The 13,885-nt window shown below is 61.6% G+C and carries 12 protein-coding genes; 5 read left to right on the top strand and 7 right to left on the bottom strand.

The genetic code is table 11. The features are described from left to right. Position 1 precedes the first annotated feature (1 nt). The 3 genes from LOY70_RS02960 to LOY70_RS02950 all read right to left on the bottom strand — a co-directional run bounded on the left by LOY70_RS02960 (position 2) and on the right by LOY70_RS02950 (position 4,450). Entirely contained in the window at positions 2-1,135 is a 1,134-nt protein-coding gene (locus tag LOY70_RS02960) for a branched-chain amino acid ABC transporter substrate-binding protein (RefSeq protein WP_265033179.1), read from the bottom strand. A gap of 371 nt (positions 1,136-1,506) precedes the next feature. After that, complete coding sequence (locus LOY70_RS02955; RefSeq protein ID WP_265033177.1) at positions 1,507-2,790, bottom strand: NAD(P)/FAD-dependent oxidoreductase; 1,284 nt, start codon at positions 2,788-2,790, stop codon at positions 1,507-1,509. A gap of 169 nt (positions 2,791-2,959) precedes the next feature. Beyond that, positions 2,960-4,450 carry an aldehyde dehydrogenase family protein gene (locus LOY70_RS02950; protein ID WP_310366567.1) on the bottom strand — a complete coding sequence of 497 codons (1,491 nt, stop codon included), beginning with the start codon at positions 4,448-4,450 and terminating at the stop codon, positions 2,960-2,962. A gap of 178 nt (positions 4,451-4,628) precedes the next feature. Between LOY70_RS02950 and LOY70_RS02945 the strand changes: the two genes are divergently transcribed. The 3 genes from LOY70_RS02945 (at position 4,629) to nadE (ending at position 7,736) form a co-directional block, all read left to right on the top strand. Then, entirely contained in the window at positions 4,629-5,537 is a 909-nt protein-coding gene (locus LOY70_RS02945; protein ID WP_265033175.1) for a LysR family transcriptional regulator, read from the top strand. Between the two features lie 140 nt (positions 5,538-5,677). Next, positions 5,678-6,904: a nicotinate phosphoribosyltransferase gene (gene pncB / locus LOY70_RS02940; RefSeq protein WP_123345087.1), complete on the top strand. Its 1,227-nt coding sequence runs from the start codon at positions 5,678-5,680 to the stop codon at positions 6,902-6,904. Between the two features lie 4 nt (positions 6,905-6,908). Next, the gene (gene nadE / locus LOY70_RS02935) at positions 6,909-7,736 is read left to right on the top strand and encodes an ammonia-dependent NAD(+) synthetase (RefSeq protein ID WP_265033173.1); all 828 of its coding nucleotides are present in this window, start codon (positions 6,909-6,911) and stop codon (positions 7,734-7,736) included. A 523-nt stretch (positions 7,737-8,259) separates the two neighbouring features. Here nadE and azu read toward each other — a convergent pair. Beyond that, complete coding sequence (azu, locus tag LOY70_RS02930; protein ID WP_265033171.1) at positions 8,260-8,706, bottom strand: azurin; 447 nt, start codon at positions 8,704-8,706, stop codon at positions 8,260-8,262. A 342-nt stretch (positions 8,707-9,048) separates the two neighbouring features. Here azu and LOY70_RS02925 point away from each other — a divergent pair, with 342 nt between their 5' ends. Continuing rightward, a complete protein-coding gene (locus tag LOY70_RS02925) occupies positions 9,049-9,636 on the top strand; it encodes a TIGR00730 family Rossman fold protein (protein WP_265033169.1) in 588 nt (195 codons plus the stop codon). A 68-nt stretch (positions 9,637-9,704) separates the two neighbouring features. Then, positions 9,705-9,896 carry a hypothetical protein gene (locus LOY70_RS02920; RefSeq protein WP_123345090.1) on the top strand — a complete coding sequence of 64 codons (192 nt, stop codon included), beginning with the start codon at positions 9,705-9,707 and terminating at the stop codon, positions 9,894-9,896. A gap of 72 nt (positions 9,897-9,968) precedes the next feature. Here the strand turns inward: LOY70_RS02920 and LOY70_RS02915 are convergent, their stop codons facing one another. The 3 genes from LOY70_RS02915 to LOY70_RS02905 form a co-directional block, all read right to left on the bottom strand. Next, positions 9,969-10,346, bottom strand: coding sequence for an NUDIX hydrolase (locus LOY70_RS02915; protein WP_265033167.1), 378 nt, complete (start codon positions 10,344-10,346; stop codon positions 9,969-9,971). Positions 10,347-10,478: 132 nt separating this feature from the next. Continuing rightward, positions 10,479-11,372, bottom strand: a complete 894-nt coding sequence (locus tag LOY70_RS02910) for a transglutaminase family protein (RefSeq protein ID WP_265033165.1) — start codon at positions 11,370-11,372, stop codon at positions 10,479-10,481. Then, positions 11,372-13,858, bottom strand: coding sequence for a circularly permuted type 2 ATP-grasp protein (locus LOY70_RS02905; RefSeq protein ID WP_265033163.1), 2,487 nt, complete (start codon positions 13,856-13,858; stop codon positions 11,372-11,374). Before LOY70_RS02905 ends, LOY70_RS02910 begins: the two co-directional genes overlap by 1 nt. Positions 13,859-13,885: the final 27 nt, after the last annotated feature.

The raw sequence follows: 13,885 nt of genomic DNA, 5'->3' as shown, positions 1-13,885 counted from the left end.
TTTACTTCTGTTTTTCCAACTGGTGGTATTTGCCGTCCTTGTCCCACTGGTAAACCACGTAGTCGGAGACTTTCAGGTCGCCCTTGGCGTCCCAGGTCTTCTCGCCCATCACGGTCTTAACCGGATTACTCTTCAACCACTCGGCCGCTTTTTCGCCACTGTTGGACTTGGCGCCGTTGAAGGCAGCCGCGAGGGTCTGGACCGAAGCGTAGGCATACAAGGTGTAGCCTTCTGGCTCAGTACCCTTGGCGCGGAACGCATCCACTACAGCCTTGCTGTCTGGCAGCAGGCGCGGGTCGGCGCCGAAGGTCATCAGCACGCCATCGACAAATTGCGGGCCGCCAGCGGTGGTGACCAGCTCGTCTGTCACGATGCCGTCGTCGGACATGAACTTGACGTCCTTCAGGCCTTGCTCACGCAGCTGGCGAACCAGGGGACCGGCTTCCGGGTGCAGACCACCGAAGTAGACGACATCGGCGCCAGCGCCGCGGATCTTGGTGACAATGGTGCTGAAGTCTTTTTCACCACGGGTCAGGCCTTCGTACAGCACCGGCTTCACGCCACGCTTCTCGAGCTGGGCTTTGGTTGCATCCGCCAGGCCCTGGCCGTAGGTATCCTTGTCGTGCAGCACGACGACTTTTTTACCTTTGAGCACGTCGACGATGTAGTCGCCGGCAACGATGCCTTGCTGATCGTCACGCCCGCACATACGGAACATGGCACTCAAGCCGCGCTCGGTCACAGTAGGGTTGGTAGAACCCGGAGTGATCGCAATGATGCCTGCTTCGTCGTAGATCTCGGAGGCCGGGATGGTCGACGAGGAGCAGAAGTGACCGACTACGCCCGCCACTTTCTGGTTGGTCAGGTCCTTGGCTACCGTAACGGCCTGTTTCGGTTCGCAGGCGTCGTCGCCCTTGACCAGCAGGATTTTTTCCCCGTTCACGCCGCCCTTGGCATTGATCTCGTCTGCCGCGGCCTGTGCACCCTTCATGTACTGTTCGCCAAATGCCGCGTTGGCGCCTGTCATGGGACCCGCTACGCCGATCTTGATGTCGGCCTGAGCAAACGCAGAAACACCCAGCGCAGCAGCCACTGCGAGGGCCAGAAAGCCTTTCTTGTAAAACGTCTGGGACATGAGGTGGTGCTCCAAGGTTTTTTTTAGTTGGCACTGCGACTTCACTTTCACGCAGAAGCTAAGAGCAAGGGCCGTGCCATCGGTTTTTTATTCTGAAAAAAGTCGCTGCTTTATTGTTATTTCGACTGTTTCGGGCCCTTTTTCACAGGGCGTGCAACCGTCTAAACCGCACGAGGTGCAACCATTTTGTAAAACAGGTACAACCATCAATGAGCCATCATTGCAACCGTCGCGCGAAACGGCGTGCAACCATGCTGTAACAACCTACGCTACCGAACTGCACACTCCCGGTGCGCGACTGCTACAACCCGCACCATAACAGGCTAGCCGCTGTGTCGGAAAACGCTGGTTCCGGTAACATTTTCCAACACTCAAATGACGATCCGCAGGCACTGGCCCGCGTGATACAGCGAAAAACCCGCTTCATACAGGCAACTGCGTACCCCCACCCCGACCAGTGGTTGCATGGGGGCGAAGGGGATCGGCAACGCCTTGGCATCACCCTGGCACAGGTAATCGGCGAAGGCCTTGCCCACCACCGTGCCGGTGGTCACGCCCCGGCCGTTGTAACCCGTCACGGCCACCAGACCCGGCGCCGGTTCGAACAGGCGCATCAGGTGATCAGGCGTGAAGGCGATGCAACCGGTCCAGGTGCACTCCCACTCCACCGGCTTGAGGTAGGGGAAGTAGTGCTGCTGCACCCTGTCGGCCCAAGCCCTGAGGAACCAGGTTGGCTTGCGGTTGCCATTGCCCAGGCTACCCAGCAACAAACGGCCGTCCTTGTCCCGACGAATGCTGCTCAACACCTGGCGGGTGTCCCACGAACCTTGCCCGCCCGGCAAAATGCGTCGAGCCGCCTCGTCGGTCAGCGGGGCGGAGGCGACTTGATAGTAGTAGCCGGGAAAGAAATTGCGCCGCAGCTCGGTCCAGTCGCCCTCGGTGTAAGCATTGGAGGCGATCACCACCTGCTCGGCCAACACCGAACCCTGGGCGGTCTGCACCGACCAGCGTTGGCCTTGGCGCTCCAGGCGCGTCACCGCTGAATGGTCGAACAGCTGGCCCCCCAAATCCTGCGCAGCCTTGGCCAACCCGCTGGTGTAGGCCATCGGATTGAGCGTACCGGCACGTCGATCGAGCAACGCCGCGGCGATTTTCGAGGTGCCAGTGGCCTCGACACAGGCATGGCCGGTGAGCAACTCCACCGGAGCGCCTCGGCGTTTCCATTGCGCTTCGCGACTGCGCAGGTCGGCCTCGCCCCGGGCGTTATGGGCCATGTGCAAGGTGCCTTCGCGGCGCAGCTGACAATCAATGTTGTACTTGTCGACGAGGCTGAACACCAAGGCCGGCGCGGCGCCCAGCATGCGGTTGAGCTGGCTGCCCACCGCCTCGCCGAAGCCGGCCTCGATGTCGTCCGGCGGGATCCACAGGCCGGCGTTGACCAGGCCGACGTTGCGTCCCGAGCCACCGTGCCCAGCCCGATGCGCTTCCAACACGGCAACGCGCTTGCCTTGCTCCAGCAAGTGCACCGCCGCCGATAATCCGGTGAAGCCTGCGCCGATCACGCAGACATCGACCGTGATCTCCTCCGTGAGCGCAGTATTTTCAGGCCTTTGCGGCGTCAGATTTTCCCACAGACATTCTTCGCGTAACGGCATTGCCAGACTCCGGAAATGAAACCCAACCATCACACTATTTAGCGTGGGAGCGAGCTTGCTCGCGATAGCGGTTCGCCAGTCACTGCCCTGTTGAATGTGCCGCCGTCATCGCGAGCAAGCTCGCTCCCACAAAGGATCTTCACGAATCGAAGATCCGACCCAAGCGACCTCAGTCGAAGGTAATCCCCTGCGCCAACGGCAACTCCAGCGAGTAGTTCACGGTGTTGGTCTGGCGGCGCATGTAGCCGCGCCAGGCGTCGGAGCCGGATTCACGACCACCGCCGGTTTCTTTCTCACCGCCGAACGCGCCGCCGATTTCCGCGCCGCTCGGGCCGATATTGACGTTGGCGATGCCGCAGTCGCTGCCCACGGCCGACATGAACTGCTCGGCTTCACGCACGTCGGTGGTGAAGATGCAGGACGACAAGCCCTGGGGCACGGCGTTGTTCAGGTGCAGGGCCTCGGCAAAGTCCTTGTAGCCGACCACATACAGGATCGGTGCGAAGGTTTCGTGGCGCACGACGTCGCTCTGCTCCGGCATCTCGACGATGGCCGGCGAGACGTAATAGGCATTCGGGAACTGGTCTTCGAGCTGGCGCTTGCCGCCGAACACCCGCCCGCCTTCGCTCAGGGCCTGCTCCAAGGCATCCTGCATGTTGTCGAAGCTGTGTTTATCGATCAACGGCCCGACCAGGTTGCCTTCCAACGGGTGGCCGATGCGCACTTTCGAATAGGCGGCCTTGAGGCGGGTGACGATTTCTTCTTTCACCGATTCATGGGCGATCAGGCGGCGCAAGGTGGTGCAACGCTGGCCGGCGGTGCCGACGGCGCTGAACAGAATGGCACGCACGGCCATGTCCAGGTCGGCGCTAGGGGCCAGGATCATCGCGTTGTTGCCACCCAGTTCCAGGATGCTGCGGGCGAAGCGCGCGGCGACTTTCGGCGCCACTTCACGGCCCATGCGGGTGCTGCCGGTGGCGCTGATCAAGGCCACACGTGGGTCATCTACCAACGCTTCACCGGCATCACGACCGCCGATGATCACCTGGCTCAGGTACGCAGGCGCATCGCTGAAATTCTTCAGCACGCGTTCGAACAGCGCCTGGCAAGCCAGGGCGGTGAGTGGGGTTTTCTCCGACGGTTTCCAGATCACCGCGTTGCCGCACACCAGTGCCAGCGTGGTGTTCCAGGCCCAGACCGCCACGGGGAAGTTGAAGGCACTGATCACCCCGACCACGCCCAGCGGATGCCAGGACTCACGCATGTGGTGGCCCGGACGCTCGGAGGCGATGGTCAAGCCGTACAGCTGGCGGGACAGGCCGACGGCGAAATCGCAGATGTCGATCATCTCTTGCACTTCACCCAGGCCTTCCTGGGTGATCTTGCCGGCTTCCCACGACACCAGTTCGCCGAGATCGGCTTTGTACTCGCGCAACAGGTCGCCGAACTGACGCACCAGCTCGCCGCGACGCGGGGCCGGTACGTTGCGCCACAAGTCGAAGGCATGCTCTGCACGGCTGACCTGTTGCTCGACCTCCGCGGCGCCTTCCCAGTTCACGGCGCCGATGCGGCTACCATCAATGGGTGAATGCACCGGCTCGGTGCCGTTCTGGTACAGGGCCGGGCTGACGCCCAGACGATCTAGCAATGCAGCAACCATGGGGATTTTCCTCAAGCGAAAGACAAAGGATTGGCAACCGGACGATCACGGTTGATCAGGCCTGTAGTTGTAGCTGGCCTGAGTCTTGCCAACAAACGACCTTTAAGCGAGATATCATTCCGTTTATTCATGCTGCCCATGACCGGTTAAGCAGAGCGACAAGAATTAAGGCCTCATCATGCTCAATAAACGCTATTTGCCGTCGATCACGGCGCTACAGTGCTTCGAAGCGGTGACCCGTCACCTGAGCTTCACCCGCGCCGCCGAAGAGCTGAACCTGACCCAGAGCGCCGTCAGCAAGCAGGTCGCGCAATTGGAGGAGTTGCTGCAGCACCTGCTGTTCCGGCGCGTGCGCCGACGCTTGCAGCTGACACCGGCGGGGGATTTGTACTTGGGAGAGGTCCGAAAAATCCTCACGCAGGTGGAAATGTCCACTCACTACCTACGTTCCTACGGTGGCGACACCGAAGTCCTGCGAGTCTCCACGCCCCCGACCTTCGGTGCGCGCTGGCTGGTCCCACGGCTGAAGGGCTGGCGCCTGCGGCATCCGACGATTCATCTGGACCTGTGCAGTGAACAGGAGGCCGACGATTTGCTGCAAGGGCGCAGCGACCTGGCGTTCTACTTCGGCCAGGGCTCGCGGGCCGGCAGCGAGTCCCTGAAGTTGTTCGGCGAAGAGCTGGTGCCGGTTTGCGCCCCGGGCAGCCTGCCGGAGCAGCCCTTCACCGAGCCGACGCAACTGGCCGACCTGGTGTTGCTGCAAAACGCGTCGCGCCCGCAAGCCTGGCACGACTGGTTCGCCCACCAGGGCTACCACACCGAACACAGCTACCACGGGCCGCGCTTCGAAACCTTCTACATGTGCATCCGTGCCGCCCAGGTCGGCTGCGGCGTCGCCCTGTTGCCACGGTTTCTGGTGGAAGAAGAGCTGGCCGATGGCAAACTGGTCATCCCCTGGCAGCATGCGATGCCGAGCACCGATGCTTACTACCTGGCCTACCCCGAACATTCGGCGGAAGTGCCCAAGGTACGGTTTTTCGTGGAGTGGATGCTTGGGCAGATCGAAAGCCCCGATAGGCCGCAATAGCAGCAGCCAGCACTAAACCCTGTGACGAGGGATACTAAAAATCACTGGCAATACCCACCCAGGTTATGCGCCACTAACCCCCTCATCCCAAACCGCTGCACCCCGCTGCCACCGCAGCGGCCTGCCTGGAGATTCCCGTTATGAGCGAGAGTGTGTTTGCCGATCGTATCGTGCAGAACCTGCTCGACACCGACTTCTACAAACTGACGATGATGCAGGCGGTGCTGCACAATTACCCCAACGTCGAAGTCGAATGGGAGTTTCGCTGCCGCAACAGCGAGGACCTGCGACCGTATCTGGCGGAGATCCGTTTCCAGATCGAACGCCTGGCCGAGCTGAGCCTGAGCGCCGACCAGTTGGGTTTCCTGGAGCGCATCAGCTTTCTGAAGCCCGACTTCCTGCGCTTCCTGGGCCTGTTTCGCTTCAACCTGCGCTACGTGCACACTGGCATCGACAACGGCGAGCTGTTCATCCGCCTGCGTGGGCCGTGGTTGCACGTGATTCTGTTCGAAGTGCCGCTGCTGGCCATTGTCAGCGAAGTGCGCAATCGCTATCGCTACCGTGAAATCGTCCTGGAGCAGGCACGGGAGCAGTTGTATCGCAAGTTCGACTGGCTGAGCGCCAACGCCAGCGCCGACGAATTGTCCGAACTGCAGGTAGCGGACTTCGGCACCCGCCGTCGGTTTTCTTACCGCGTCCAGGAAGAAGTGGTGAACGTGCTCAAGCACGATTTCCCCGGGCGGTTTGTCGGCACCAGCAATGTGCACCTGTCCCGGGAGCTGGACATGAAGCCCCTGGGCACCATGGCCCATGAATGGATCATGGCGCACCAGCAACTGGGCCCGCGGCTGATCGACAGCCAGATCGCGGCCCTCGATTGCTGGGTGCGCGAATACCGCGGCCTGTTGGGGATCGCGCTGACCGATTGCATCACCATGGACGCCTTCCTGAAGGACTTCGATCTGTTCTTCGCCAAGCTGTTCGACGGTTTGCGCCATGACTCCGGCGACCCGGTCATCTGGGCCGAAAAGGCCATCGCCCATTATCACCAGCTCGGTATCGACCCGATGAGCAAGACCCTGGTGTTCTCAGATAGCCTGACCTTGCCCAAATGCCTGGATATTTTTCGGGCCTTGCGTGGTCGCATTAATGTCAGCTTCGGTATTGGCACCAACCTGACCTGTGACATCCCGGGTGTAGAGCCCATGAGCATCGTGCTTAAAATGATCAGCTGTGACGGGCAACCCGTGGCCAAGATTTCAGACGAGCCCGGCAAGACCCACTGCAAGGATCCGAATTTCGTCGCCTACATGCGACACGTTTTTCAAGTACCTGCCGCCCTTTCTGACACATCAAGCAAGGAGTGAATTCATGCAAGCCGTACAGCGTGAGATTGCTGAACAGCTCAAGGTCCAGCCACCGTTCGCCGATGACGCCGCCCTCAAGGCCGAAATCGCCCGTCGGGTGAGCTTCATTCAGGATTGCCTGGTCAACTCCGGGCTCAAGTCCCTCGTACTGGGCATCAGTGGCGGAGTCGACTCGTTGACCGCCGGCCTGCTGGCCCAGCGAGCCGTGCGCGAACTGCGGGAGAAAACCGGTAACGCGGCCTACAAGTTCATCGCCGTGCGCCTGCCGTATGAAACCCAGTTCGACGAACATGACGCACAAGCCAGTGTGGACTTCATCGCACCGGACGAGCGCCATACCGTCAACATCGGCCCGGCGGTCAAGGCCTTGGCCAACGAGGTCCTGGCGTTCGAAGGCAAGGCGCCGAGCATGCGGGATTTCGTGGTGGGCAATACCAAGGCGCGGATGCGCATGGTGGCGCAGTACACCATCGCCGGCGCCGAGCAGGGCCTGGTGATCGGCACCGATCACGCGGCCGAAGCCGTGATGGGGTTCTTCACCAAATTCGGTGACGGCGCCTGCGACCTGGCCCCGCTGAGCGGCCTGGTGAAAAACCAGGTCCGGGCCATCGCCCGGGACTTCGGCGCGCCGGAATCACTGGTGGAAAAAGTCCCCACCGCGGACCTCGAAGACCTCTCCCCCGGCAAACCCGACGAAGCCGCCCACGGCGTGACCTACGGCGAAATCGATGCGTTCCTGCATGGCAAGACAATCCGCGAAGAAGCGGCCCGGATCATCTGCGAGACCTACCGCAAGACCGAGCACAAGCGGGCATTGCCATACGCCCCGTGACCGGCAATCTCTGTGGGAGCGAGCTTGCTCGCGATAACGGTGTGTCAGCCAGCTTCAATATTGGCTGATCCGACGCCATCGCGAGCAAGCTCGCTCCCACATTGGGACTGGGCGCCTCTGGGAGAACCAGGCCGGCTGTCAGGCCGCCTCGCCCGGCTTTTGATCTCGGGCGCCCCGTTAACCACGATGGCCGAACGCAGGCATTGCGCAGTGGGCATCCCGGCATGGATGCCGGGATAGCCGCGCTGGGCCATGGATGGCCCTTCGCGGCGGCCCACGGAGCAATGCCGGAGTGAGGGCATGCCGAGCCTAGGCGAGGCACCGAGTGGTGGGCAAAAGCGTTTTGCTTACTTTTGCGCTTCTCAAAAGTGAGCCGCCGTAAGGGCGGAACCATAAGAAGCCATTACCGCAGCAACGGATATACACCCAAACTATAACCCCCCACCAATGAAGCCCCGCCAAAAAAAAACGGCGCGTCCCCATCCCGGAAAAGCGCCGTTTTCTTGATCTTTGCGAACCGAGCTTACTTCAGGGTCACAGTGCCTTTCATCATCGAGATGTGGCCTGGAAACGAGCAGAAGAAACCGTATTTTTCGGCAGCGTCGAGTTTCGATACATCGAAGGTCACCGAGTCAGTCTCCTTGGCCCCGATCAGCTTGGTATGGGCAATGATGCGGGCATCCCCATCTTTCAGGTAGTTCTTGTCGATACCAGCGGCCAGGCCATCGGTGGCGATCGGCTGCATGTCGACCTCTTTGCTCAGCACCCAGTTATGGCCCATGACGTTTTTCGGCAAGCTGCCCGAGTGCGTCAGCTCAACGGTGAAGGTCTTGCAGCTCTTGTCGATTTCGATGGCCTTGGTGTTAAAGGACATCTGGTCGGTCGAGTCGATGGTGGTCTTGCACTCCGCTGCCATCAGTTGGCTGCTGGCCAGCGTTAACAGGGATACTGCAACAAGTTTGGCAAACATCGTGAATCTCCAAGGCATGGTTAACAAAATTCCTTCAAAGGGAAAGACTGCCTGATTTTGAGACAAGTTCCTATGACCTGAATCAAAGATTGTATACAACTTAAGGCTATCAGCCTGATGGACACAATCAACCAGCCAGACGTATGACACCGCTCTATGATCGCTCCCATCACCTCTCTGGAGCGCCCCTCATGAACATCAACAGCCTGTTATGCAGCTTGCTCGCCGCCTATGCCTGCGGCGCCAGCGGCACCTACGAAAAACCCCGGCATGAGGTTTAAGTGCTTTGCGCAACCCAGGCCAGGCTTTACTCTGGACCCGTTACTGACCACGGAGTAAAGCATGCCCATCGCGTCTGTTTGTGTATTTTGCGGCGCCAGCACCGGCACGAACCCAGCCTACCGTGAAGCGGCGCAGGCCCTGGGACGCACGTTGGCGGAACGAAAGCTGACCCTGGTCTACGGCGGTGGCGCCGTGGGCCTGATGGGTATCGTCGCCGATGCAGCCCTGGCGGCCGGCGGCGAAGTCATTGGCATCATCCCGCAAAGCCTGAAAGACAAGGAAATCGGCCACAGCGGCCTGACCCGCCTGGAAGTGGTGGATGGCATGCACGCCCGCAAAGCGCGCATGGCCGAACTGAGCGATGCCTTCATCGCCCTGCCCGGCGGCCTCGGCACGTTGGAGGAATTGTTCGAAGTCTGGACCTGGGGCCAGCTCGGCTACCACGGTAAACCGCTGGGGCTGCTGGAAGTGAACGGGTTCTACAGCAAACTCACCGGTTTTCTCGATCATATCGTCGGCGAAGGCTTCGTCCGCGCACCGCATCGTGACATGCTGCAAGTGAGCGAATCACCACACAACCTGCTCGATGCGCTGGACGAATGGCAACCGTCGGTGCAGCCAAAGTGGGCCGAACAAAAACCCAGCTAACCGCTCGCCCCCGATACAGGGCAGAATACGCGCCGCTCAACCTCACCTTCGACCCCAGAGGATCGCCCATGGCTAAACCCAATTATTCCTTCGCCAAACGTCAGAGAGACTTGGCCAAGGAGCAGAAGAAAGAGGAAAAGCTTCAGCGCAAGAAAGCGACAGCTGAAGAGGAAGCCGCAGCACTGACCCCGGATACCGAAGGCGAAGTCGCGGCAGAAGAGGATGTTGCTGCACCGAAAGATCAGGCACCCGACGCCTGAACCCCTCCGGGCCCGATGATGTAATCCGGCCCCACGGTTTGTGTCCAGGGCCGGCAGCCTAGCTGCCGGCCCTCACAACCCCAGCGCCTTGATAATCGACTCGCGATAACCTGTTGGCAGGTTCGCCGGTAACCGCCCCGGCTCGAACAGCCCGATCTCCTTGTGTTCATGACTGATCGTCGGCACGAAACCGCCCAGCAACTGGCAGCGGTAAGTGGAGATGAAGACGTGCTTGCCGGGAATCACCTCGAACAAGTACGAATCCAGCGGCTCTCCCACGCTCACCTCAACCGCCAGTTCTTCGTCGATCTCCCGCGCCAGGCATTGCGGCGCCGTTTCGCCCAATTCGATCCGCCCACCGGGCAACTCCCATTCATCCCGTTCGTTGAGCATCAGCACGACCAGGCCTTCGGGGGATTGCAGCACACCTTTGATGGAAACCGGGAACATGAAACCTTCCTCGTCAATTCAATACATACCCTGTGGGAGCGGGCTTGCTCGCGAAGGCGGTGTGCCAATCGACATCAATGTTGACTGTGCCGACGTCTTCGCGAGCAAGCCCGCTCCCACAAAGGGATCTCCTTACGATTCAAGCGGCATCACCGTCACCCGCACCTCGGGATCATGACTACCGCCCCCGAGGATCACCCCGCGCAACGGCGACACATCGGAAAAATCCCGCCCCCAGGCCAGGGTGATGTGTTCCAGGGCCGGTTGCACGTTGTTGGTCGGGTCGAAGTCCACCCACCCCAGCACCGGGCAATACACCGACACCCAGGCGTGGGACGCATCGGCACCGATCAGCCGTGGCTGGCCGGGCGGCGGCTGCGTTAGCAAGTAGCCACTGACGTAACGCGCCGCCAGTCCACGGGAACGCACGCAGGCCAACATCAGGTGGGCAAAATCCTGGCACACGCCCCGTCGCCGTTCCAGCACCTCCACCAATGGCGTCGCCACGTGGGTGGCTTCGGCATCGAAGGTGAACTCCTCGAAAATCTTCTCCATCAGCGCCCGAACGCCGAGCATCAACGGACGCCCCGGCGGGAAGCAGCTTTCGGAAAACTCGACGAAGCTGCGCTTGAGGTGCACATAAGGCGACTCGAAGCGGTAGCGACACGCATCCAGCAGCGGCGCAGCCAGCGGCCGGCCGCTGTAGGTCAGCGCGTTACACGTCGACTCCCAGGCAGGGGACAGGTTGAAGTCCAACTCGGGACGAGCCAACACCTCGACGCTCAGGCGGGCGTTGACCAACAACTCGTCATGGGGGCGTTCGAAGGCCAGGCGGGTCAGCGGGTTGCCAAACACATCCAGCTCATCGCGACGGATCGTCGGCTCCGGGTTGATCAATAGCAGCTGCTCAGTGCAGCGCTGCCAGTCACAGGGCCGCGGCCACAGGTGGGCAAGCTGCTGGGCCAGGGACACCGGGCTGTCGTAGTGATAATGGGTGTCGTGGAGGATCTGGTAACGAGCGTTCATCAGACGGACACCGTGCGCTGGCTGACGTCATCGACGTGGGCAAAATGACGCAAGGCCAGGCGATCGGAAACCTGGCCGCTGGCATCGGCGACTTCCTGCAACAGATCGGCCAAGCCGTCGAGCGCGGCGCGCAGGCTGGCTTCGCCGAACAGTGGGTTTTCCAGGCAGCGCAGGTCAAAACGTGAAAGGCGCGCCACCAGCTCTGGCAAGGCGGTTTCCCTGGGCACGCCAAAATCGTCGTTCAGACGCTTGAGGGTGCGGGTGACCAGCTTCAACTGGAAGAGCACGGCATGGGGGTTTTGTTCGTCCAGCAGCAACAGGTCAAGCACGGGGATCAATTGGGCCACCGCCAGGTAACGCGAACGGTAGGTGATGCTGCTGTTGCCCAGTTCCAACAGCCACTCCAACCCAGCCTGGTCGAACACAGCCTCGCCCCGCAGGAACGCGGCCAGGCTGCTGCTGAGAAATTGCAAACGCTCCAGGCGGCGGCCGATCATCAAGAACCGCCAGCCTTCGTCGCGGGTCATGTCGTCCAGGGCGAATCCCGACAGCGCCGCCAGGGACATCACCAATCGGTTGAGGAAGTCCAGCAACTCACCGAAATCCGGCTCCTCGGTTTCCAGCTCCATGGCTTCGCGCTGCAGTTCCACCAGCGCCTGCCAGTTTTCCCGGGAGAGCTTTCCGCGAACCTGCGAGGCCGCCCACTGCAAGCGCTGCAGGTTGGAGCGCAGGCTGAACGACCAGTCATCCCCCAGCAACGCCGCCTGCAGACGCTCCGGCAGTTCGCCCTCTTCGGGCAGCAGCATCAGGCTTTCGCCCAGGGACACCGCTGATTTCAAGGCCTGCGGGTCGTCGCCGTCGACATAACGCGCCAGCATGATCCGCAACAGCCGGGCGCTGTCGTCGCAGCGTTCGCAGTAGCGGCCAAACCAGAACAGGTTTTCCACCACCCGCGAAGGCAAGTACGGATCACGTCGCACCAGGTCATGGACGCCTACGGTTCGCTGGGCCTTCCATTGTTCACCGCCGGGCGCCTGCTCCCCCAGCACCCAAGTGTCCTTGCTGGCGCCACCGCGTTGCATCGACACCACTTCGGCGTCGGCCTCGGCGGCCACGCGGGTCAGGCCACCCGGCAGCACCCGATAATCGTCTTCCCCGGACACGGCATACACGCGCATGCCAATGGCCCGGGGTTGAAGTTGACCGTCTGCGGCCTGCCAGACAGGAGCCTGGGACAGTTGCGCCAACTCCTGGGCGACATAGGCGTAGGGCCGTGCCTGCATGCGCGCCGCCAATTGGCCGCGCTGCTCCTCGTTCAGGTCGCGACCGAATACCGGGCTGAAGCTTTGGGAAGGAAACGCCGGCTTGATCAACAAGTGAGGCAGTTTTTCCAGGGCCTGGGCCAGCACCGGCGGCTCGCCGCACCACCACGTGGCGATGGACGGCAGGATCAGGTCCTCGCCGAACAGATACTGGTTAATCTTCGGCAGGAACCCCAGCAGCCCCGGGGATTCCAGCACACCGCTGCCCAAGGCGTTGGCCACCAGCACCCGCCCCTGGCGCACCGCCTCCAGCAATCCCGGCACGCCCAGGGCCGAGTCGGTGCGCAGTTCCAGAGGGTCGCAAAAATCGTCGTCGAGCCGACGCATGATGGCGTGGACCCGGCGCAGTCCGCTGAGGGTCTTGAGGTAAACCGTGGCGTCCCGAACGGTCAGGTCGCCCCCTTCCACCAGCGGATAACCCAGCTGGCGCGCCAGGTAAAGATGTTCGAAATAGCTTTCATTGAAGCGCCCCGGCGTCAGCAGCACCACCAGCGGCGGCTCACTCTCGCTGGGAGCCTGCCGCGCGAGGGTTTCCTGCAAGGTGCGGAAGAAACCGGACAGGTGCTGCACCTTCAGGTCGCGATACAGGTCGGGAAAGGCGCGGGACACGATCATGCGGTTTTCCAGCGCATAACCGGCCCCCGAAGGCGCCTGGGTCCGATCCGCCGTGACCCACCAGCGACCATCGGGTGTACGGGCCAGGTCCACGGCATACAAGTGCAGGAAGATGCCGTCCGGCGGCGCGATGCCCTGGCACGGCCAGAGGAAATTGTTGTGCCCGAACACCAGCTCCGCCGGCAACAGCCCTTCGCTGATCAGCCGCTGCGGGCCATAGAGGTCAGCCAGCACTGCATTGAGCAGCCGTGCGCGCTGAGCGATCCCGGCCGACAGTTGCTTCCATTCCTGCGCATCGATCACATGGGGCAGCAGGTCCAGCTCCCACGGCCGATCCGCGCCCTTCGGATCCGCGTAGACGTTATAGGTGACGCCGTTTTCCTGGATCTGCCGGGCCAGCAGCGCCTGGCGCTGGATCAGATGGGCCGACGTACTGCGCTGCAACTGATCGAACAACCGCCGCCAGTGCGGACGCACCGCGCCGCTGTCATCCAGCAGTTCGTGATAGGTGCCCGTCGTCAGCGGGTAACGGTCAAGCAGGTCAGGCATGGAAAGCTCGGCAGACGGCAATAAAAG

This window comes from Pseudomonas sp. B21-054 (genome assembly GCF_026016345.1).
GTDB lineage: Bacteria > Pseudomonadota > Gammaproteobacteria > Pseudomonadales > Pseudomonadaceae > Aquipseudomonas.
The sequence above is the reverse complement of the archived record's forward strand: the minus strand, read 5'-3'. Positions and strand labels throughout refer to the sequence as shown.

Coding starts and splice junctions, on each gene's coding strand:
- LOY70_RS02960 (WP_265033179.1), bottom strand. CDS start 1,135: ATGTCCCAGACGTTTTACAAGAAAGGCTTTCTGGCCCTCGCAGTGGCT.
- LOY70_RS02955 (WP_265033177.1), bottom strand. CDS start 2,790: ATGCCGTTACGCGAAGAATGTCTGTGGGAAAATCTGACGCCGCAAAGG.
- LOY70_RS02950 (WP_310366567.1), bottom strand. CDS start 4,450: ATGGTTGCTGCATTGCTAGATCGTCTGGGCGTCAGCCCGGCCCTGTAC.
- LOY70_RS02945 (WP_265033175.1), top strand. CDS start 4,629: ATGCTCAATAAACGCTATTTGCCGTCGATCACGGCGCTACAGTGCTTC.
- pncB (WP_123345087.1), top strand. CDS start 5,678: ATGAGCGAGAGTGTGTTTGCCGATCGTATCGTGCAGAACCTGCTCGAC.
- nadE (WP_265033173.1), top strand. CDS start 6,909: ATGCAAGCCGTACAGCGTGAGATTGCTGAACAGCTCAAGGTCCAGCCA.
- azu (WP_265033171.1), bottom strand. CDS start 8,706: ATGTTTGCCAAACTTGTTGCAGTATCCCTGTTAACGCTGGCCAGCAGC.
- LOY70_RS02925 (WP_265033169.1), top strand. CDS start 9,049: ATGCCCATCGCGTCTGTTTGTGTATTTTGCGGCGCCAGCACCGGCACG.
- LOY70_RS02920 (WP_123345090.1), top strand. CDS start 9,705: ATGGCTAAACCCAATTATTCCTTCGCCAAACGTCAGAGAGACTTGGCC.
- LOY70_RS02915 (WP_265033167.1), bottom strand. CDS start 10,346: ATGTTCCCGGTTTCCATCAAAGGTGTGCTGCAATCCCCCGAAGGCCTG.
- LOY70_RS02910 (WP_265033165.1), bottom strand. CDS start 11,372: ATGAACGCTCGTTACCAGATCCTCCACGACACCCATTATCACTACGAC.
- LOY70_RS02905 (WP_265033163.1), bottom strand. CDS start 13,858: ATGCCTGACCTGCTTGACCGTTACCCGCTGACGACGGGCACCTATCAC.